The sequence below is a fragment of the Bradyrhizobium sp. 2TAF24 genome (genome assembly GCF_052115025.1).
In the GTDB taxonomy this organism is placed as follows: domain Bacteria; phylum Pseudomonadota; class Alphaproteobacteria; order Rhizobiales; family Xanthobacteraceae; genus Bradyrhizobium_A.
The window spans coordinates 99,985-120,056 of the sequence record NZ_JBFRFW010000014.1 but is presented as its reverse complement, the minus strand read 5'-3'; the positions used below and the strand labels follow the sequence as shown (position 1 = coordinate 120,056).

Annotated in this window: 17 protein-coding genes; 16 read left to right on the top strand and 1 reads right to left on the bottom strand. The window is 66.0% G+C overall.

The features are described from left to right. Positions 1–36 precede the first annotated feature (36 nt). The 8 genes from dusB to AB4Z37_RS22230 all read left to right on the top strand — a co-directional run bounded on the left by dusB (position 37) and on the right by AB4Z37_RS22230 (position 11,153). Positions 37–1,086 (top strand): tRNA dihydrouridine synthase DusB, encoded by a 1,050-nt coding sequence (dusB, locus tag AB4Z37_RS22265; RefSeq protein ID WP_441518925.1) that lies wholly within the window; start codon positions 37–39, stop codon positions 1,084–1,086. Further along, positions 1,083–2,255, top strand: a complete 1,173-nt coding sequence (locus AB4Z37_RS22260; protein WP_441518924.1) for a two-component system sensor histidine kinase NtrB — start codon at positions 1,083–1,085, stop codon at positions 2,253–2,255. The genes dusB and AB4Z37_RS22260 overlap by 4 nt, the downstream gene beginning before the upstream one ends. Before the next feature lie 12 nt (positions 2,256–2,267). Then, the gene (gene ntrC / locus AB4Z37_RS22255; protein WP_441518923.1) at positions 2,268–3,710 is read left to right on the top strand and encodes a nitrogen regulation protein NR(I); all 1,443 of its coding nucleotides are present in this window, start codon (positions 2,268–2,270) and stop codon (positions 3,708–3,710) included. Positions 3,711–3,923: 213 nt separating this feature from the next. Further along, positions 3,924–6,203 (top strand): ATP-binding protein, encoded by a 2,280-nt coding sequence (locus tag AB4Z37_RS22250; RefSeq protein WP_441518922.1) that lies wholly within the window; start codon positions 3,924–3,926, stop codon positions 6,201–6,203. Then, positions 6,196–7,563 (top strand): nitrogen assimilation response regulator NtrX, encoded by a 1,368-nt coding sequence (gene ntrX / locus AB4Z37_RS22245; protein WP_441518921.1) that lies wholly within the window; start codon positions 6,196–6,198, stop codon positions 7,561–7,563. The genes AB4Z37_RS22250 and ntrX overlap by 8 nt, the downstream gene beginning before the upstream one ends. A gap of 370 nt (positions 7,564–7,933) precedes the next feature. Next, positions 7,934–8,182 carry an RNA chaperone Hfq gene (hfq, locus tag AB4Z37_RS22240; protein WP_100381757.1) on the top strand — a complete coding sequence of 83 codons (249 nt, stop codon included), beginning with the start codon at positions 7,934–7,936 and terminating at the stop codon, positions 8,180–8,182. An 11-nt stretch (positions 8,183–8,193) separates the two neighbouring features. Continuing rightward, on the top strand, positions 8,194–9,570 hold the full coding sequence (gene hflX / locus AB4Z37_RS22235; protein WP_441518920.1) for a GTPase HflX: 1,377 nt from the start codon (positions 8,194–8,196) through the stop codon (positions 9,568–9,570). A gap of 146 nt (positions 9,571–9,716) precedes the next feature. After that, positions 9,717–11,153 carry an NAD-dependent succinate-semialdehyde dehydrogenase gene (locus AB4Z37_RS22230; protein ID WP_441518919.1) on the top strand — a complete coding sequence of 479 codons (1,437 nt, stop codon included), beginning with the start codon at positions 9,717–9,719 and terminating at the stop codon, positions 11,151–11,153. 42 nt (positions 11,154–11,195) lie between these two features. Here the strand turns inward: AB4Z37_RS22230 and mazG are convergent, their stop codons facing one another. Further along, positions 11,196–12,017 carry a nucleoside triphosphate pyrophosphohydrolase gene (mazG, locus tag AB4Z37_RS22225; protein WP_441518918.1) on the bottom strand — a complete coding sequence of 274 codons (822 nt, stop codon included), beginning with the start codon at positions 12,015–12,017 and terminating at the stop codon, positions 11,196–11,198. A 155-nt stretch (positions 12,018–12,172) separates the two neighbouring features. On the opposite strand from mazG, the gene queC reads away from it, so the two are divergent. From queC to AB4Z37_RS22185, 8 genes are all read left to right on the top strand, one after another. Continuing rightward, positions 12,173–12,904 carry a 7-cyano-7-deazaguanine synthase QueC gene (gene queC, locus AB4Z37_RS22220; protein WP_441518917.1) on the top strand — a complete coding sequence of 244 codons (732 nt, stop codon included), beginning with the start codon at positions 12,173–12,175 and terminating at the stop codon, positions 12,902–12,904. Further along, positions 12,904–13,464, top strand: coding sequence for a VUT family protein (locus AB4Z37_RS22215; RefSeq protein ID WP_441518916.1), 561 nt, complete (start codon positions 12,904–12,906; stop codon positions 13,462–13,464). The genes queC and AB4Z37_RS22215 overlap by 1 nt, the downstream gene beginning before the upstream one ends. Positions 13,465–13,569: 105 nt before the next feature. Further along, positions 13,570–15,375, top strand: coding sequence for a gamma-glutamyltransferase family protein (locus AB4Z37_RS22210; protein WP_441518915.1), 1,806 nt, complete (start codon positions 13,570–13,572; stop codon positions 15,373–15,375). 13 nt (positions 15,376–15,388) lie between these two features. After that, on the top strand, positions 15,389–16,099 hold the full coding sequence (locus AB4Z37_RS22205) for a DUF1028 domain-containing protein (protein ID WP_441518914.1): 711 nt from the start codon (positions 15,389–15,391) through the stop codon (positions 16,097–16,099). Between the two features lie 66 nt (positions 16,100–16,165). Beyond that, the gene (locus AB4Z37_RS22200) at positions 16,166–17,677 is read left to right on the top strand and encodes an ABC transporter substrate-binding protein (RefSeq protein ID WP_441518913.1); all 1,512 of its coding nucleotides are present in this window, start codon (positions 16,166–16,168) and stop codon (positions 17,675–17,677) included. 57 nt (positions 17,678–17,734) lie between these two features. After that, the gene (locus tag AB4Z37_RS22195) at positions 17,735–18,679 is read left to right on the top strand and encodes an ABC transporter permease (RefSeq protein ID WP_441518912.1); all 945 of its coding nucleotides are present in this window, start codon (positions 17,735–17,737) and stop codon (positions 18,677–18,679) included. Between the two features lie 5 nt (positions 18,680–18,684). Continuing rightward, positions 18,685–19,563: an ABC transporter permease gene (locus AB4Z37_RS22190; RefSeq protein ID WP_441518911.1), complete on the top strand. Its 879-nt coding sequence runs from the start codon at positions 18,685–18,687 to the stop codon at positions 19,561–19,563. 105 nt (positions 19,564–19,668) lie between these two features. After that, complete coding sequence (locus AB4Z37_RS22185; protein WP_441518910.1) at positions 19,669–20,040, top strand: hypothetical protein; 372 nt, start codon at positions 19,669–19,671, stop codon at positions 20,038–20,040. The last annotated feature ends 32 nt before the right edge of the window (positions 20,041–20,072 follow it).

The window sequence follows — 20,072 nt, the reverse complement described above, 5'->3', positions numbered from 1 at the left end:
CGCAATGTCGCGGCCAGTGGTGAAACGAGAAGAGCTTTGTCAGAGCCATCGCTTCAGGGTCTTGCCCCCTCCGAGCCGGCGCCGCTCGCGATCGGCGACATCGCGATCGCCAATCGCGTTCTGCTGGCACCCATGTCCGGAATTACCGATGCACCATTCCGCCGCCTGGTGGCGGAGCTCGGTGTCGGTCTTGTCGTATCGGAAATGACCGCCAGTGAAGACCTGGCGCAGGGGCTGCCGCGCTCGCAGCTGCGCTGTGAGGCCGCCGGAATCGGCCCGCATGTGGTGCAGCTTGCAGGCTGTGAGGGGCGCTGGATGGCGGAGGGCGCCAAGATCGCCGCTGCGGCCGGCGCCGACGTCATCGATATCAACATGGGTTGTCCGGCGCGGCATGTCACCGGCGGGCAGTCGGGTTCAGCCTTGATGCGCGATCTCGATCACGCCCTGACCCTGATCGAGGCGACCGTCGACGCCGTCGAAGTGCCCGTCACCCTCAAGATGCGGCTCGGCTGGGACGAGCGCTCGCTCAACGCGCCCGAGCTGGCGCGACGCGCAGCAGATGCCGGCGTGCGGATGATCACGGTGCATGGCCGCACCCGCTGCCAGTTCTACAAGGGCCAGGCCGACTGGCGCGCGGTGCGCGCCGTGCGTGAGGCGACGGACCTGCCGCTCGTGGTCAACGGTGACATCACCTCATTCGACCAGGCCATCACCGCGCTCGAGCTCTCTGGGGCCGACGCCGTGATGATAGGGCGGGGAGCGCAGGGACAGCCTTGGCTGCCAGGGCAGATCGGTCGCCGCATCCAGTCGGGCGTCACCGAACAGGCGCCCGAGCTTGCGATCCAGCTCGGCTATATCAGCCGGCTCTATGATGAGGTGCTCGCGCATTATGGCGTGCGGGTCGGGCTGCGCCATGCGCGCAAGCATCTCGGCTGGGCGCTCGATGCCGCCGCCGAGAGCAGCGCCGCGCCGGTCGAGAGCCTGAAGCGCTGGCGCGGCGAGATTCTGACCGCTGAAGAGCCGGCTGCGGTGCAGCGCTCGCTGCGCGCGGCCTTCGATGATTTCGCCTGGAGGTCCGCCGCATGACCATGGCCGCCGAGCATCGCCCCCCACTGCGGCCCGAGAGCGAGGCGATCCTCAACGCCTTGCCGAACCCGGTGATGCTGATCGCACCGGACGGCAAGATCGTCGACGCCAACATGGCCGCCGAGGCGTTCTTCGAAACCTCGATCCAGCTGCTGCAGCGCCAGTCGCTCAAGGACCTCGTGCCGTTCGGCAGCCCGTTGCTGGCGCTGATCGACCAGGTGCGGCAGGGCAATTCGCCAGTCAACGAGTACAAGGTCGATCTGGGAACACCGCGCATGGGCGGCGTCCGTCAGGTCGACCTGCATGTCGCGCCGCTCAACGAGAAGCCGGGCCACATCGTGGTGATGCTGCAGGAGCGCAGCATCGCCGACAAGATGGATCGCCAGCTCACCCATCGCAGTGCCGCGCGCTCGGTGATCGCGCTGGCCGCGATGCTGGCACACGAGATCAAGAACCCGCTGTCGGGCATTCGCGGCGCCGCGCAGCTACTGGAGCAGGCCGCGTCGCCCGAAGACCGCACGCTGACCCGCCTGATCTGCGACGAGGCCGACCGCATCGTCACCCTGGTCGACCGCATGGAGGTGTTCGGCGACGAGCGGCCAGTGACGCGCGGCCCCGTCAACATCCATTCGGTGCTCGACCACGTCAAACGGCTGGCGCAGTCGGGTTTTGCGCGCGACATCCGCTTCGTCGAGGACTACGACCCGTCGTTGCCGCCGGTGCTCGCCAACCAGGACCAGTTGATCCAGGTGTTTCTCAATCTGGTGAAAAACGCCGCCGAAGCGGTGATGGACATGGGCAGCGACGCCGAGATCCAGCTCACCACCGCGTTCCGCCCGGGGGTGCGGCTGTCGATTCCCGGCAAGAAGTCACGCGTGTCATTGCCGCTCGAATTCTGCGTCAAGGACAACGGGCCGGGGGTGCCCGACGACCTGATGCCCAACCTGTTCGATCCCTTCGTCACCACCAAGCCGACCGGCAGTGGCCTCGGTCTTGCATTGGTGGCGAAGATCGTCGGCGATCATGGCGGCATCATCGAATGTGAATCGGTGCCGCGGAAGACCACCTTCCGCGTGCTGCTGCCGATGTTCAACGAAGCCAAGAACGATTCCAGCACCGGCGGCGACGGACCGGGACCGTCGGCGTCCGCCTCACATCGCACAAGATGAGGACTTTCGAAAATGCCCGCAGGTAGCATACTGGTCGCCGACGACGATACCGCGATCCGCACGGTATTAAATCAGGCGCTGTCCCGCGCCGGATACGAGGTGCGGCTGACGGGCAATGCTGCCACGCTGTGGCGCTGGGTCAGCCAGGGCGAGGGCGACCTCGTCATCACCGACGTCGTGATGCCCGACGAGAACGCGTTCGACCTGCTGCCGCGGATCAAGAAGATCCGGCCCAATCTGCCGGTCATCGTGATGAGCGCGCAGAACACCTTCATGACAGCGATCCGCGCGTCGGAGCGCGGTGCTTATGAATACCTGCCGAAACCGTTCGACCTGAAGGAATTGATCGCCATCGTCGGCCGCGCGCTCGCCGAACCGAAGGAGCGGGCGGCTCACCATCCCGAAGACAACGAATTCGACTCGATCCCGCTGGTCGGGCGCTCGCCGGCCATGCAGGAAATCTACCGCGTCCTGGCGCGGCTGATGCAGACCGACCTGACGGTGATGATCTCCGGCGAATCCGGCACCGGCAAGGAGCTGGTGGCGCGCGCGCTGCACGACTACGGCAAACGCCGCAACGGTCCGTTCGTCGCGGTCAACATGGCGGCGATCCCGCGCGACCTCATCGAATCCGAACTGTTCGGCCATGAGCGCGGCGCTTTCACCGGCGCCAACAGCCGTGCCACCGGTCGCTTCGAGCAGGCCGAGGGGGGCACCTTGTTTCTCGACGAGATCGGCGACATGCCGATGGAGGCGCAGACCCGCCTGCTGCGCGTGCTGCAGCAGGGCGAATACACCACGGTCGGCGGCCGCACACCGATCAAGACCGACGTGCGCATCGTCGCCGCCAGCAACAAGGACCTGCGCATCCTGATCCAGCAGGGCCTGTTCCGCGAGGATCTGTTCTTCCGTCTCAACGTCGTGCCGTTGCGGCTGCCGCCGCTGCGCGAGCGCATCGAGGACCTGCCGGATCTGGTGCGCCATTTCTTCGCGCTCGCCGAGAAGGACGGCCTGCCGTCCAAGAAGCTCGATGCCCAGGCGCTGGAGCGGATGAAGCAGCACCGCTGGCCCGGCAACGTCCGCGAGCTGGAGAACCTGGCGCGCCGGCTGGCCGCGCTCTATCCCCAGGACGTCATCACGGCCTCGGTCATCGAGGGCGAACTGGCGCCACCGGCGGTGACTTCGGGCAATGGGGCGCCGCAAAGCGTCGACAACCTCGGCGGGGCCGTCGAGATGTACCTGGCGTCACATTTCGCCGGCTTCCCGAACGGCATGCCGCCGCCGGGCCTCTACCACCGCATCCTGCGGGAGATCGAGGTGCCGCTGCTGACGGCGGCCCTGGCCGTCACCCGCGGCAACCAGATCCGGGCCGCCGACCTGCTCGGTTTGAACCGCAACACCCTGCGGAAGAAGATTCGGGATCTCGACATTCAGGTGTTCCGGACCGGAGGCTGACCGACAGCTCCTTTTGCACAGGTTTGGCGCCCGCAGGACGAGCCGCAAGGCACATCTCGCCGGTTTTCGGGGGATGAGACGCCGCGGAAATGTCGCAATTGAGCAACAATGTTGTATAGTTGCATCAGTTAAGTGCGGCCCGTATCCGCCCAGAGGGGTGGTGGATGTCCTTCCACCATCTGTTAGCTGACCTTGGCAAATCGTATCTTCGGAATGACCAGCGCAGAAACGCCGGCCCAGACGTTTGACCCGTCGTTTGCAGAACCGCGCGCCTGGCCGCTGCAGCGGTGGGTCGTGCCGTTCGCCGTCGGCGTGTCGTTGCTGTCGGCTTTCCTCACCTTCGTGGTGCTGACCGAGCTGACGCCGATCCGGGCGACGGACAAGGTCGTCACCACGTTCCTGGCGATCAACACCGGCACCATCCTGATGCTGGTGGCGATCATCGTCCGCGAGATCTGGAAGGTGGTCCAGGCCCGTCGGCGCGGCCGCGCGGCAGCCCGCCTGCATGTCCAGATCGTGGCGCTGTTCTCGTTCATCGCGGTGTTGCCGGCAGTTCTGGTGTCGATCGTCGCCAACGTCACCATCGATCGCGGCCTCGACCGCCTGTTCTCGGTTCGGACGCGGGGGGTGATCGAAAACTCGCTGATCGTGGCCAAGGCCTACCTGAACGAGCATGCCCAGCTGATCGGCGGCGACGTCATGGGGATGGCCAATGACCTTGCCCGGGCCCGGCCGCTGTACGACCAGGATCGCGTGTCCTTCCGCAACCTGCTGACATCGGACGCAACGACCCGCAACCTTCCCGGCGCGATGCTGATCGACAAGGAAGGGCACGTCCTGGAAAGCGCCCAGACCGGAATCCTGCAGAATTTCATGGCGCCGCGAGCGGACTTCCTCAGCAATGTCGGGGAGGAGCAACCGGAAATCGCCGTCATCACGGAGGGAAATTACGTCGCGGCCGTCATCCGGCTGCGCGCCTTCAGCGACACCTTCCTGTATGTGGCGCGGCTGCTCGATCCGCGCGTGGTCACGCTGGTGCATGAGACCCAGGAAGGGGCTGCGCTCTATGCCGCGCTGGAAACCCGCCGGCTCGGCATTCAGGTCGCGTTCGCGCTGATGTTCACCGTCATCGCGCTGACCGTGCTGATGTCGGCGGTGCTGATCGGCCTCAACTTCGCCAACTGGCTGGTGGCCCCGATCCGGCGACTGATGAGCGCCGCCAACATGGTCTCGACCGGTGACCTGCATGTCCAGGTGCCGGTGGTCAAATCCGAGGGCGACCTCGCCCATCTCGGTGAGACCTTCAACAAGATGACGCAGGAACTGCGCACCCAGCGTGACGAACTGGTGAGCGCCAGCGACCTGATCGACAGCCGCCGGCGCTTCATCGAGGCCGTGCTGTCGTCGGCGAGCGCCGGCATCATCGGTGTCGACGCCTCCGGCAATGTCGGCGTGCTGAACCGTTCCGCGGAAAAGCTGATCGGCCATTCGGAATCCGAGACGCTCGGCCATCCGCTCGCCGAGGTGCTTCCCGAGCTGAACGAGATGATGGCCAATGTCCGCGAAGGCACTCAGCGGCTGGTGCAGGGCCAGGTCACGGTCAGCCGCGACAATCTCGAACGCAACCTGTCGGTGCGCATCAGCGCCGAACAGAACAACCCGGCGCGTGACAGCTACATCATCACTCTCGACGACATCACCGAGCTGGTGACAGCCCAGCGCACCTCGGCCTGGGGCGATGTCGCCCGCCGTATCGCCCATGAGATCAAGAATCCGCTGACCCCGATCCAGTTGTCCGCCGAGCGCATCCGCCGCAAGTTCGGCAAGGTGATCGTCGAGGACAAGCCGATCTTCGAGCAGTGCACCGACACCATCGTGCGCCAGGTCGACGACATTCGCCGCATGGTCGACGAATTCTCGCGCTTCGCCCGAATGCCGAAGCCGGTGATAGAGCTGGAGGATGTCGCCGACACGGTGCGGCAGGTCGTGTTCCTGATGCGGGTCGGGCATCCGGATATCGAGATCGCGGCGGAGATCAAGGAAGACCCGATGCAGGCGCGCTTCGATCGCCGGCTGATCTCCCAGGCGCTGCAGAACATCATCAAGAACGCGGCGGAAGCAATCGGCGCAGTGCCGCCGGACGAGCTCGATCGCGGCCGGATCGATGTCGTCGCCGGCCGCGATGGCGACGATATCGTCATCGATGTCATCGACAACGGCATCGGGCTGCCGAAGGAAAGCCGCTCGCGGCTGCTCGAGCCCTATGTGACCACCCGCGAGAAGGGTACTGGACTTGGTCTTGCCATCGTCGGGCGCGTGCTGGAAGACCACGGCGGACGCATCGAGCTCAATGATGCGTCGAACATACGTCCCGGCGCGCGTGGCGCCTGGATGCGACTGCGGTTTGCGGCTTCGGGACATGCTGTTGGTACCGCGACAACGGAAACAAAAGCCGAAACGGCTCCGAAACAGGCAGGCGTGACTCATGGCTAACGAGATTCTGATCGTCGACGACGAAGCCGATATTCGCGATCTGGTCGCGGGCATCCTGGAGGACGAGGGCTTCAAGACGCGCACCGCACGCGACAGCGACCAGGCGCTGTCGGAAATCTCCAACCGCCGGCCGAGCATGGTGTTTCTCGACATCTGGCTGCAGGGCAGCAAGCTCGATGGCCTGCAACTCCTCGAACAGATCAAGCGCGACCATACCGAGATGCCTGTGGTGATGATCTCCGGCCACGGCAACATCGAGACCGCGGTCGCGGCGATCAAGCGCGGCGCCTATGACTTCATCGAAAAGCCGTTCAAGGCCGATCGCCTGGTGCTGGTGGCGACGCGGGCGCTCGAAAATTCGCGCCTCAAGCGCGAGGTCCGCGAACTGAAGCAGATGGCGCCGGTATCGAGCACGCTGGTCGGGCACTCGCCATGCATGAACCAGCTGCGCCAGACCACCGAGCGCGCGGCAAAGGCCAACAGCCGCATCATGATCGTCGGCCCCTCGGGCAGCGGCAAGGAACTGACGGCGCGGACGCTGCACGCCATGTCGAGCCGGGCGGAAGGGCCGTTCGTGGTGATCAACGCCGCCGCCATCACCCCCGAGCGCATGGAGATCGAGCTGTTCGGCGTGGAGAATCCGGAGGAGGGTGGCCGCAAGACGGGCGCCCTCGAGGAAGCCCACGGTGGCACGCTGTTCATCGACGAAGTCGCCGACATGCCGCGCGAGACGCAGAACAAGATCCTGCGCGTGCTGGTCGACCAGACCTTCCAGCGCGTCGGCGGCACCGCCAGGGTCAATGTCGACGTCCGCATCGTGTCGTCGACCGCGCGCAACCTCGAGAGCGAGATTGCCGAGGGGCGCTTCCGTGAAGATCTCTATCATCGCCTGTCGGTCGTGCCGATCCGTGTCCCACCGCTGTCGGAGCGTCGCGAGGACATTCCCGAGCTGATCACGTATTTCATGGACCATATCTCGACCACGACCGGCCTGCCGAAACGCAAGATCGGCGAGGACGCGATGGCCGTGCTGCAATCCCATGTCTGGCCCGGCAACGTGCGGCAGCTTCGCAACAACGTCGAACGGGTGATGATCTTGGCCGGCGGCGACCCCGACGCAGTGATCTCCGCTGACATGCTGCCGCAGGATGTCGGGTCGATGGTGCCGACCATGCCGACCAGCAACAACGGCGAGCACATCATGGGGCTGCCGCTGCGCGAAGCGCGCGAAGTGTTCGAGCGTGACTATCTGATCGCCCAGATCAGCCGGTTTTCGGGCAATATCTCGCGGACCGCGGAATTTGTCGGCATGGAGCGATCGGCACTGCACCGCAAGCTCAAGGCCCTTGGCGTCGGCTGAAGATCGCGAAGCTTTCTGCCGACGGCGAATCCATTTGTTGCTGAATATCTCAAGCGACAAGATTCATCGCTGTGATCACAGACGTCGTGCCACACGCTGACGTGCCCAGATCAAACCGCCCGCAACTGCCGCGACATATTTCGAGGGTTTTTCGCAGTTTTCTTCGACAATGTGGCTGCTTCGGCACAACTCTTGCGCGAACTGGACTTGCTTAAGCAGGGCGCGTGTTCTCTAATCAGGCAGGCTGTTTCCGGAGGGGGATCTCAGGGAGCAGCCGACGGGTCGTGAGCTCCAGAGGGGGACAGCCGCGGCCGGTCCAACAAGCAAAACCGGTAAACAAAAACCAAACAAAAGCCTGCGAGACAAGAAAATGGCGGCAGACCGCGCACAAAACCTTCAAGACACTTTTCTCAATCACGTCCGCAAGACCAAAACACCGCTGACCATCTTCCTGGTCAATGGCGTCAAGCTGCAGGGAATCGTCACCTGGTTCGACAATTTCTGCCTGCTGCTGCGGCGCGATGGCCACTCGCAGCTTGTCTACAAGCACGCGATCTCGACCATCATGCCGGGAGCGCCGATCCAGCTGTTCGAAGGTGGCGAGGACACCCCAGCGTGAGATCGTTCTGATTGGAACCACGACGCATCGACGCCATCACGGATCGCCCGACTTCGGGCACCAGCCACCCCACTGGACGGGTCATCGTCGTCGGCCCGTATCTGAGGACGCGGCCGGGTGACCCCGACGCCCAGACCGATCGCCACAGCCGTCATGTCGAGGCTCGCCTCGACGAGGCGGCTGGGCTGGCGCGCGCCATCGACCTGGCGGTCGTCGAGGCGATTATCGCCCCGATCGGTCAGATTCGCCCCGCCACCTATCTCGGCAAGGGCAAGGTCGAGGAGATTGTCGGCCTGGTCCGGGCGCATCACGCCGACCTCGTTGTGATGGATTGCGCGCTGTCGCCGATCCAGCAGCGCAATCTCGAGAAGGAATGGAATGCCAAGGTGCTGGACCGCACCGGCCTGATCCTCGAGATCTTCGGCCGCCGCGCCAAGACCAAGGAAGGCGCGCTGCAGGTCGAGCTCGCCCATCTCAACTACCAGCGCAGCCGCCTGGTGCGCTCTTGGACCCACCTCGAACGCCAGCGCGGCGGCTTCGGCTTCCTGGGTGGCCCCGGCGAAACCCAGATCGAAGCCGACCGCCGCATGATCGGCGAGCGCATCACGCGCCTAGAAACCGAACTGAAGAAGGTGCAGGCGACCCGTCGCCTGCACCGCGCCGGGCGGCGGCGCGTGCCGTACCGCGTGGTAGCCCTGGTCGGCTACACCAACGCCGGCAAGTCGACGCTGTTCAACCGCCTGACGCGCGCCGACGTGCAGGCCGCGGACATGCTGTTCGCGACCCTCGATCCGACGCTGCGTGCGCTGCATCTGCCCCATGGCGGCAAGGCGATGCTGTCGGACACGGTTGGCTTCATCTCCGACCTGCCCACCATGCTGGTTGCCGCCTTCCGCGCCACCCTCGAGGAAGTCGTGGAAGCCGATGTCATCCTGCATGTCCGCGACATTTCCCATGAGGATGCCGAGGCCCAGCAGCGCGACGTCGACGCCATCCTGGAGCAGCTCGGCATCGATCCGGACAGCGGCGAGCGCATCATCGAGGTCTGGAACAAGATTGATCGCTTCAGCGACGAGGAGCGCGCCAATCTCGCCAATGTCGCGGCCCGCAGGCCGGCCTCACGGCCGTGCCTGATGGTGTCCGCGGTCACGGGCGAGGGAATCGACACGCTGCTGGGAGCGATCGAGGACCGGCTGGCCGCCACGCGGACCACGCTCGAACTCTCGATTGATGCTGCCGACGGCGCTGGCGTGAGCTGGCTGCATCGCAATGCCGAAGTGCTGGACAAGCAGCTCCATGACGGCCGCTACGACATGACGGTGCGGGTGGACGAAACCCGCCGCGACACCGTGATCCGGCGGTTCGGCGCGGCAGTGCGAACCGACTGACATCTGCCCGGCGGCGCATCGCGGCTGGACAGCGTCCACATGCCCCACGGGCATGTCAGGCGGAAGCAATTTTCGCCGCCCGGAGGCTTGACCGCGGTTCACCGTGGGCTATCTGATGCGCGGCACCAAACCCCAAGGAGAGCGCCGTGACCTATCCCAATGTTCTGCTGCATATCGACGGTAAATGGCGTGGCAGCTCTTCGGGCAACACCATTGCCGTGCTCGATCCCGCGACTGAAGAAACCATTGGCACTGTGGCGCACGCCGACAAGACCGATCTCGACGAGGCGCTGGCTGCCGCCGATCGCGGCTTCAAGCAGTGGCGCGCCGTTTCGTCGTTTGACCGCGCCAAGATCATGCACAAGGCCGCCGGCCTGATGCGCGAGCGCGCCGACACCATCGCTGTGCTGATGGTGCGGGAGCAGGGCAAGACCCTCGCCGAAGCCAAGGCCGAGACACTGTCCGCCGCCGACATCATCGAATGGTTCGCCGAGGAAGGGCGCCGCACCTATGGCCGCGTCATCCCGGCCCGGGCGCCCGGCGTCTACCAGCTCGCCGTGCGGGAGCCGGTCGGTCCGGTCGCAGCGTTCACGCCTTGGAATTTCCCGATCAACCAGGTGGTGCGCAAGCTGTCGGCGGCGCTGGCTGCCGGCTGCTCGATCATCGTCAAGGCGCCGGAAGAAACCCCGGCTTCGCCGGCCGAACTGATCCGCGCCTTCGTCGACGCCGGCGTTCCGGCCGGCGTGGTCAATCTCGTGTACGGCATTCCGTCGGAAATCTCGCAGTACCTGATCCCGCATCCGGTGATCCGCAAGATCTCCTTCACCGGCTCGACCAATGTCGGCAAGCAGCTCGCCGCGCTCGCCGGCCTGCACATGAAGCGCGTCACCATGGAGCTCGGCGGCCACGCGCCGGCGATCGTGTTCGATGACGCCGACGTCGATGCCGCGGCCAAGATCCTGAGCGCCGCGAAATACCGCAACGCGGGCCAGGTCTGCATCTCGCCGACCCGTTTCCTGGTGCAAAAGGGCGTCTACAACAACTTCATCGAGAAGTTCGTCGCCGGCGCCAAGAGCATCAAGGTCGGCAACGGCCTCGACAAGGACAGCCGCATGGGCGCGCTCGCCAATCCGCGCCGCGTCACCGCCATCGAGGAGATGGTGCAGGATGCGGCCGGCAAGGGCGCCAAGATCGCGGCCGGCGGCCATCGCATCGGCAACAAGGGTTACTTCTTCGAGCCGACCGTCGTCACCGACGTGCCGACCGACGCGCGGGCGATGAACGAGGAGCCGTTCGGGCCGCTGGCGCTGATCTCACCGTTCTCGACCTTCGACGAGGTCGCGGGCGAGGCCAACCGCCTGCCGTTCGGCCTGGCATCCTACGCCTTCACCAGCTCGACCAAGACCGCGACCGCGATCGGCGCCGCGATCGAAAGCGGCATGGTGTCGATCAACAGCTTCGGCCTCGCCCTGCCGGAGGTTCCGTTCGGCGGCGTCAAGGATTCCGGCTACGGCTCGGAAGGCGGCACCGAGGCGATGGAAGGCTATCTCAACACCAAATTCATCACCCAGACCGGCGTCTGACGCAGCCGCGACGACGTCCGGAAGCAATCGAGAGGCGGCGGATTATTCCGCCGCCTCTTGTCGTTTGGCCTCGTTCCACAGCGCGTCCATCTCGTCGAGCGACGCGTCGGCAGCCGCAACGCCGCGTGCGGCGAGCGCCTGCTCGATATAGGCGAAGCGCCGCTCGAACTTGGTGTTGGCGCCACGCAGGGCGCTGTCAGGATCGGCGCCGACATGGCGCGCGAGGTTGACCAGCACGAACATCAGATCGCCGACTTCGGCGGCGACCTCGTCGCTCTGGCCGGCGTCGAGCGCCTCCTCGATCTCATCGGTCTCCTCGCGGATCTTGGCCAGCACCGCGCGGGCATCGTTCCAGTCGAAGCCGACGGTGGAGGCCTTGCGCTGCAATTCGAGCGCACGGGCCAGCGTCGGCTGCCCGGCCTTGACGCTGGCGAGCAACGAGGAGGGGGCTGGCTCGTGGGGGTGACGGGCCGCCCGCTCGGCCTTCTCCTCGGCCTTGATGCGGCCCCATGCTTCCTTGACGTCGGCCGGGCTGAGCTTGCCGGCGCGCTCGCCGAACACGTGGGGATGGCGCCGGATCATCTTGCGGGTGATGGCCTCGACCACGTCGCCGAAGGCGAAAGCGTTCTGTTCCTCGGCCATCCGGGCGTGGAACACGACCTGCAGCAGCAGGTCACCAAGCTCGTCCTTGAGGTCTTCCAGATCTTGACGCGTAATGGCGTCGGCGACCTCATAGGCTTCCTCGATGGTATAGGGCGCAATCGTCGCGAAATTCTGCTCCAGGTCCCAGGGGCAGCCCGTCACGGGCGTGCGCAGCTGAGCCATGATCTCGATAAGGCGGTTGATATCGCGGGACGGGGACATGGATACCTCGCGGAAGGACCGGATCTCCTTATGCCGCAATCCGGTGGGCGCAACCACCTCGGGCCGAGGGTTGCCCACCGCTGGCCGGTGGCCAGGCCGGGGACCTGACGATCCCATCCTTGGTGGGGCGGGCTCGAGGTGCTATTGGCACCACCATGACGATCCCCGTTCACGATGCCGCACTGGTGCTGTTTTCCGGCGGTCAGGATTCCGCGACCTGCCTCGCCTGGGCACTGGCGCGCTTTGCCCGCGTCGAGACCGTCGGCTTTTCCTACGGCCAGCGGCATCTGGTGGAGCTCGACTGTCGTGATGCCCTGAGCGCCGGCCTGCGAACCCTGCGTCCGGAGTGGAACGAGCGGCTCGGCGACACCCACACCCTCGACATCCCGACGCTCGCCGCCGTCTCGGAAACCGCGCTGACCCGCGACATGGCGATCGAGATGGGGGCCGACGGCCTGCCGAACACCTTCGTGCCCGGCCGCAACCTGATCTTCCTGACCTTTGCGGCGGCGCTGGCCTACCGCCGCGGCATCCGCCACATCGTCGGCGGCATGTGCGAAACCGACTACTCCGGCTACCCCGACTGCCGCGACGACACCATCAAGGCCCTCAACAAGGCCCTGGATCTCGGTATGGGCCGCCAGGTCGAGCTGCACACCCCGCTGATGTGGCTGGACAAGGCGCAGACGTGGGGGCTCGCCCATGAGCTCGGCGGCGACGACCTGGTCGAGCTGATCCGCGACAGCTCCCACACCTGCTATCTCGGCGAGCGGGGCGCGCACCATGACTGGGGCTATGGCTGCGGCGAATGTCCCGCCTGCCAGCTCCGCGCGAAGGGCTGGGCCGGTTATGTCAATACCCGGTCGCAGGCCGAGGAAACCGACTGATGACCCCTGACCAGCGGCAGCGTGTGGAAGGCGCGATCTTCCTGCTTGCCTATATCGCCTGCATCCCCACGGCCAACTGGCTGATCCAGCATGTCGGCACGGTATGTCCACCCGGCGAACCCTGTCTCATCCCGGTCGCCCCTGGAGGTATCATGGCGCCAAGTGGCGTGCTGATGGTCGGTCTTGCGCTGGTGCTGCGCGACCTGGTGCAGCGGCGCCTCGGTGTCGGCTGGGGCCTCAGCGCCATCGTGATCGGCGCCGCGGTATCGGCCGCGCTGGCACCACCGGCGCTGGTGCTGGCCTCAACGGTTGCCTTCGCGCTGTCCGAGCTCGCCGATTTCGCCGTCTACACACCGCTGCAACGCCGCGGCCTGGTGCTGGCGGTGCTGGCGAGCAGCGCGGTCGGCCTGGTCGCGGATTCCGTGCTGTTCCTGTGGCTCGCGTTCCACAGCCTCGACTTCCTCGCCGGGCAGGTCATCGGGAAGGCGCTGATGGTGCTGCTGACCATCCCGGCGATCCACTGGCTGCGCCGGCGCGATGCACGCCTGAAGCTCGCCTGATCCTTCATCAACGGGATTTTATCCGGCCAACCGGGCAGCGGCGCATTGGCAGCGCCACCGGCTTGTGGTCAAGTGCGGGCTTCAGCGGCTTGCATACGAAATACCATGAGCAACATCAATCCGAACCCGTTCACCACCCGCCCCGAGATCGAGGGCACTTTCGGTGTCGTGACCTCGACCCACTGGATCGCCACTGCGGTCGGCATGGCGACGCTCGAGAAGGGCGGTAATGCCTTCGATGCCGGCGTTGCCACCGCTTTCACGCTGCAGGTCGTGGAGCCGCATCTCAACGGTCCGGGCGGCGACGTGCCCATCATCGTCCACGACGTGCGGCGTGGACGCACGGAGGTGATCTGCGGACAGGGGCCGGCGCCGGCAGGCGCCACCATCGCGCACTACCGCGCCGAGGGCCTCGACATGGTGCCGGGCACCGGCCTGCTGGCCGCCTGCGTGCCCGGCACGTTCGAAGCCTGGATGCTGCTGTTGCGGGATTACGGCACGCTGAGGTTGCGCGACGTGCTCGCTCCGGCGATCGCCTATGCGCGCAGCGGCTATCCGCTGGTCGAGCGGGCGTCGGCGACCATCGCGACCGTCGAGGAGCTGTTCCGCAAGCACTGGCCGACCTCAGCCGCCGTTTACCTGCCGCATGGCCGCGTGCCCGAGCCCGGCACGCTGTTCACCAATGCCACGCTGGCCGACACCTATGCACGCATCCTGCGCGAGGCCGAAAGTGCCGGTGGCGGTCGCGACGCCGAGATCGAACGCGCCCGCAAAGCCTGGTCGCAGGGTTTCGCGGCGGAGGCGATCGACCACTTCTGCCGCACTCAGGAGATCATGGACGTCAGCGGCGCACCGCACCGCGGCGTGCTACGCGCCGACGACATGGCGCGCTGGCAGCCCCATATCGAGGCGCCACTGACCTACGACTACGGGCGCTACACGGTGTGCAAGGCCGGCGTCTGGAGCCAGGGCCCGGTGATGCTGCAGCAACTGGCGCTGCTCAAGGGCTTTGCACTCGATGGGCTCGATCCCGCGGGGCCGGACTTCATCCATCTGCAGATCGAATGCGCGAAACTCGCCTATGCCGACCGCGACACGTTCTATGGCGATCCTGATTTCACCGACGTGCCGATCGGCGTGCTGCTCTCCGATGCCTACAACGACGCACGCCGCCAGCTGATTTCCAAGGAGACGGCGTCGCTCGATTATCGCCCGGGCTCGGTCGAAGGCGCGGGGGCAGTGGTGCAGGTGCGCCGCGCCGAAGAGCAGCGCACCGCTGTCGGCGCCATGGGCGCAGGCGAGCCGACGGTCGGCCGGCTCGGCGAAGTGCGCGGCGACACCGTGCATTTCGACATCATCGACCAGGCCGGCAACATGATCTCGGCGACACCGTCCGGTGGCTGGCTGCAGTCGTCGCCGGTCATTCCGGAGATCGGTTTCTGCCTCGGCAGCCGCGCCCAGATGTTCTGGCTGGAGGAGGGCCATCCGGCCGCGCTCGCCCCCGGACGGCGGCCGCGCACCACGCTCAGCCCGACCATGGCGCTGCGGGACGGCGAGCCCTATCTCGCCTGGGGCTCGCCCGGCGGCGACCAGCAGGACCAGTGGATCACGCAGTTCTTTCTGCGCCATGTCCATGCCGGCTTCAACCTGCAGGAGGCGATCGACGCTCCGGCCTGGCACTCCGAGCATTTCCCGATCTCGTTCTGGCCACGCACCGCGCGCCCGGGCGTCATGGTCGTCGAGAACCGCGTGCCGAAGGCCACGATCGAGGAGCTGAGGCGCCGCGGTCACATCGTCGAAGTCGGACCGGACTGGTCCGAGGGGCGCCTGACGGCGGCATCGCGGGTCGGACCGCGACGACGCGCCGCGGCCAACCCGCGCGGCATGCAGGGCTACGCCGCCGGACGCTGAGGGGAGCACGCCGATGACATGGTCGATCATCGCCAGGGACCATGCCACCGGACAGCTCGCCATCGCGGTGGCAACGCGTTTCTTCGCTGTCGGCGGCCGCGTTCCATTCATCGCCGCCGGCGTCGGTGCCATCGCTACCCAGGCACTGCTCAACCCGTTCTACGGCGTCGATGGCCTCGACCTGCTGCGGCAGGGCATCGCGCCGGCTGACGTCGTCGCGCGCTTGACCGGTGCCGACAACGGCCGCGACCATCGCCAGCTTCACGTCATGGACGCGTCCGGCCGCGTCGCGATCCACACGGGCGCAGCCTGTGTCGGCTGGTGCGGCCATCTTGCCGGGGATGACTTTTCCGTCGCGGGCAACATGCTCGCTGGCGCCGCGGTGCTCGACGCAACGGCGACGGCCTACGCCGCCGGAGCAGCGCTGCCACTGGCACGCCGATTGATCAGGGCGATGCACGCCGGAGAGGCAGCAGGTGGCGACAAGCGCGGCCGACAATCGGCGGCGCTGCTGATCTATGGCGAGGAGCAATGGTCCGACCTCGACCTGCGGGTTGACGATCATCTCGATCCGCTTGGTGAGCTCGATCGGCTCGAACGGGTTAGCCGCGAGCGCTGGGTGCACTTCCGACGCTTTCTTCCCCGCCGCGCCGATTCCGTCGGCGAGACCGACCGTGCTGTCATTGAAGCCGGCATCGCCCGATCCCGGGCCAAGGAGCCGTGATGCGCGTGGCATGGCTCCTGCAAGACCCGCGCGCCGGTACGAACCGGACAGGATAGGAGATCTGCCGTGATCAAGCTGCGTCCCGTCGCCGTCGCCCTTGTCGTGCTCGTGCTCGCCGTGCTGCGGGCAGAAGCGCAGACCACGTTGCGGATCGGGCTGGCGGAAGATCCGGATATCCTCGATCCGACATTGGCCCGCACCTATGTCGGTCGCATCGTGTTCGCCTCGCTCTGCGACAAGCTGTTCGACATCGATGCCAAGCTCAACATCGTGCCCCAGCTCGCGCTGTCGCACGAGACGTCGACGGACGGCAGGGAGGTGGTGATCAGGCTGCGGCCCGGCGTCAAATTTCACGATGGCGAGGTGCTCGACGCCACGGCGGCGAAATTCTCGCTCGATCGTCACCTCACGCTGCCGTTGTCATTCCGCAAACCCGAGCTGGCAGCCGTCGATCATATCGATGTCGTCGATCCACTGACCATCAAGCTGGTGCTCAAGACCCCTTACGCGCCGTTGATCGCCCAGCTCGCGGACAGGGCGGGGATGATGGTGTCGCCGAAAGCCGCAACAGCGTCCGGCGACAGGTTCGGCCTGCACCCGGTGTGCGCCGGCCCCTACAAATTCGTCGAGCGCGTGCCGCAGGACCGCATCGTGTTCGAGAAATTCGGAGATTACTGGAACAAGGACCAGGTCTTCATCGACCGGATCGTCTACCTGCCGATCGTCGACGCGACAGTGCGGCTCGCCAACCTCAAGTCCGGCGGGCTCGATATCATCGAGCGCGTGCTCGCGACCGACGTCAAGGACATTCGCAGCGATCCCAAGCTCAAGCTGACGACCGCGATCGAGCTCGGCTATCGCGGCATCACCCTCAACGTCGGCAATGACAAGGCCAAGGGGCCGCTCAGCCAGTCCGACAAGGTCCGCCAGGCGTTCGATCTGTCGCTCGATCGCGACGCCATCAACCAGGTGGCATTCAACGGCGAATTCATACCCGGCAACCAGTGGATCGGCCCTGAGCATCCATACTACCAGAAAGCCTTTCCCGTCCGCGGCCGCGACATCGCCAAGGCCAAGGCGCTGATCAGGGAGGCTGGAATTACCGGACGTATCGCCATCGATTTCATGGTCCCAAAAGGCGCGGAGAACGAAGCCGTCGCCCAGATGGTGCAGGCCATGGCCGGCGAGGCCGGCTTCGACATGAAGATCCGCGTCACCGAGTTCGCCACATCGCTGAAGCAGGCGGAGGCCGGCGAATACCAGGCCTACTATCTGCAGTGGAGCGGCCGGGTCGATCCCGATGGCAACAGCTACATCTTCCTCAAGAGCAACGCGCCGCAGAACTACAGCTTCTATTCCAGCGCCGAGGCCGACAGGCTGCTGGAAGATGCCCGCGCCGTCGACGATCCCGCGCTGCGCAAGGCGATCTATGAAAAGCTGACAGCACGCATCCTGAACGACGAGCCGATCGTCTACATCTACCACCAGCGCATCCTGATCGCTCATACCGTGAAGCTCGATGGCTACGTGCCGATGCCGGACGGATTGATCCGGGTGGTCGGGCTGAGGCTGAAGTGATCCGGAGGAACGCATGATCGCCCTCGCTCCGCTGTTTTCCGCACAAGGGCGCTGAACATGACCTTCCTCGGTCGACGGCTGCTGCAACTGGTGCCGACGCTGTTCTTTGTCTCGGTGCTGATCTTCTCGCTGCAACAGTTGCTGCCCGGCGATCCGGCACTGGTGATGGCCGGGGAGGAGCGCGATCCCGCGGTGATCGCGGAGATCCGCCAGCAGTACCATCTCGATCAGCCGTTGCCGGTGCAGTACGTCTACTGGGTCAAGGGCGTGCTGAGCGGCGATCTCGGCGAATCGCTGCGCATCAAGGTGCCGGTCCGCACGCTGGTGGTGCAGAAGCTCCCCGTGACGCTGCAGCTCGCAGGCATGGCGATCCTGATCGCGTTCTTCATCGGGATTCCGGCCGGGGTGATCTCCGCGGTCAAGAAGGGCACGGGGTGGGACACCGCCGCCAATCTGGTGGCATTGTGGGGAATCTCGACGCCGAATTTCTGGCTCGGCATGCTGCTGATCTTCCTGTTCTCGATCGAGCTCAACTGGCTGCCCGCCTCTGGCTACGTGCCATTGTTGGAAGACTGGCGGGCGAGTCTCGCCTCGACGATCCTGCCGGCCTTCGTGCTCGGCAACGCCATCGCCGCCGTCCTGATGCGCCACACCCGCAGCGCCATGCTGGAGGTGCTGGAGAGCGACTATATCCGCACCGCGCGCGCCAAGGGCCTCAGCGAGCCGGCGGTCGTCCTGCGCCATGCGTTGCGCAACGCGCTGACGCCAGTCATCACGCTGGGCGCGCTGGAGTTGGGCACGCTGCTGTCAGGCGCGGTGCTGACCGAGCAGATCTTTTCGGTGCCCGGCTTCGGCAAGCTGATCGTCGATGCGGTGTTCAACCGTGACTACGCGGTGGTGCAGGGCGTCGTGCTGGTGACGGCCTCGACGTACATGGTGCTCAATCTGATCGCGGATCTCGCCTACATGCTGGTCAATCCGCGCCTGAGGGACGGCCGATGACCGGGATGGCCAAACCGCTCGATGGCGCCGCCTTCGTCCAGGCGGTCGACAGCCCGGGCAGGGCTGTGGTGCGGCGGCTGGCGCAACGCCCCGGCGCGCTGGTCGGCCTCGCCGTCATCGCCGTCTTCATCCTGCTCGCGGTGCTGGCGCCGCTGATCAGTCCTTATGACCCCACGGCGACCAACTGGGCGACCGTGCGCAAGCCACCCTCGACGCTGCACTGGTTCGGCACCGACGAACTTGGTCGCGACATTCTCAGCCGCGTCATCACCGGCGCGCAGGCTTCGCTGCTCGCGGGTTTGATCTCGGTCACGATCGCGCTCGGCGTTGGCGTGCCGCTCGGACTGCTGGCGGGATATCGCGGCGGATTCGTCGACGCGCTGATCAGCCGTATCACCGACGCCATGCTGGCCTGTCCGTTCCTGATCCTCGCCATCGCGCTGGCGGCGTTTCTCGGACCCAGTCTCGGTAACGTCATGATCGCCATCGGCGTCACCACGACGCCGATCTTCATCCGCCTGACGCGAGGGCAGGTGCTCAACGTCAAGGCCGAGGACTATATCGAAGCGGCGCGGGCGCTCGGCAACTCGCCGCTGCGGATCGCCTGCGTCCATATCCTGCCGAACATCCTGCCGGCGCTGCTGGTGCAGGCGACGCTGTCGATCGCGGCGGCCATCATCGCCGAGGCGGCGCTGTCGTTCCTCGGCCTCGGGCAGCAGCCGCCGGCACCGTCCTGGGGCAGCATGCTGAACGCTGCCCAGCGTTTCCTGGCGAATGCCCCCTGGATGGCGCTCTGGCCCGGGCTTGCCATCTTCCTGATCGTGCTGTCACTCAACCTGGTCGGCGACGGCCTGCGCGACGCACTCGACCCCAACGAGCGTTAGCCACGGTGTCACAGCCAGCCGAAAAAACGCCGTGATTGTTACTCTGTAACGTCGACAGTCCCGGCGTCGCATGCTAGCCGTGCCATCAGCAATCGAGATGGTGCGATGGTCGCCCGATGGTTTCACACAGCATGGATTCGCCGCCCGGCACTGCGCCGGGTGATGGCGGGCTTTTGCGTGCTGGTCTACCTGGTGGCCGGAGCGTTGCATGGCGCCTGTGATCTCGATGTCACAACGCCCGCAGCCGACGGCACGCTGGTGATGTCGGCGACGCCAGACATCGGCGCCGACCTCTCTGACAGGGCGATGGCGGCAGACCATCATTGCCATGGCTGTTTCTCGGTCTCGGTTCCCGCGCCGTCGCAGGCCGGCCTCGTGCAGCGCGATACGGCACGGCCGGTGCGGTTCGCCGCGGAACCGGCGCGCCTTGGCGCAGCGCCGCGGCTCGATACGCCGCCCCCCAAACACCTGACCTGATTTCCGTCACCTGCGGGCGCTCGCGCCCGGCG

Coding starts and splice junctions, on each gene's coding strand:
- AB4Z37_RS22195 (WP_441518912.1), top strand. CDS start 17,735: ATGACCTTCCTCGGTCGACGGCTGCTGCAACTGGTGCCGACGCTGTTC.
- AB4Z37_RS22260 (WP_441518924.1), top strand. CDS start 1,083: ATGACCATGGCCGCCGAGCATCGCCCCCCACTGCGGCCCGAGAGCGAG.
- AB4Z37_RS22190 (WP_441518911.1), top strand. CDS start 18,685: ATGGCCAAACCGCTCGATGGCGCCGCCTTCGTCCAGGCGGTCGACAGC.
- ntrC (WP_441518923.1), top strand. CDS start 2,268: ATGCCCGCAGGTAGCATACTGGTCGCCGACGACGATACCGCGATCCGC.
- mazG (WP_441518918.1), bottom strand. CDS start 12,017: ATGTCCCCGTCCCGCGATATCAACCGCCTTATCGAGATCATGGCTCAG.
- AB4Z37_RS22210 (WP_441518915.1), top strand. CDS start 13,570: ATGAGCAACATCAATCCGAACCCGTTCACCACCCGCCCCGAGATCGAG.
- AB4Z37_RS22215 (WP_441518916.1), top strand. CDS start 12,904: ATGACCCCTGACCAGCGGCAGCGTGTGGAAGGCGCGATCTTCCTGCTT.
- AB4Z37_RS22250 (WP_441518922.1), top strand. CDS start 3,924: ATGACCAGCGCAGAAACGCCGGCCCAGACGTTTGACCCGTCGTTTGCA.
- AB4Z37_RS22185 (WP_441518910.1), top strand. CDS start 19,669: ATGGTCGCCCGATGGTTTCACACAGCATGGATTCGCCGCCCGGCACTG.
- queC (WP_441518917.1), top strand. CDS start 12,173: ATGACGATCCCCGTTCACGATGCCGCACTGGTGCTGTTTTCCGGCGGT.
- ntrX (WP_441518921.1), top strand. CDS start 6,196: ATGGCTAACGAGATTCTGATCGTCGACGACGAAGCCGATATTCGCGAT.
- AB4Z37_RS22205 (WP_441518914.1), top strand. CDS start 15,389: ATGACATGGTCGATCATCGCCAGGGACCATGCCACCGGACAGCTCGCC.
- hfq (WP_100381757.1), top strand. CDS start 7,934: ATGGCGGCAGACCGCGCACAAAACCTTCAAGACACTTTTCTCAATCAC.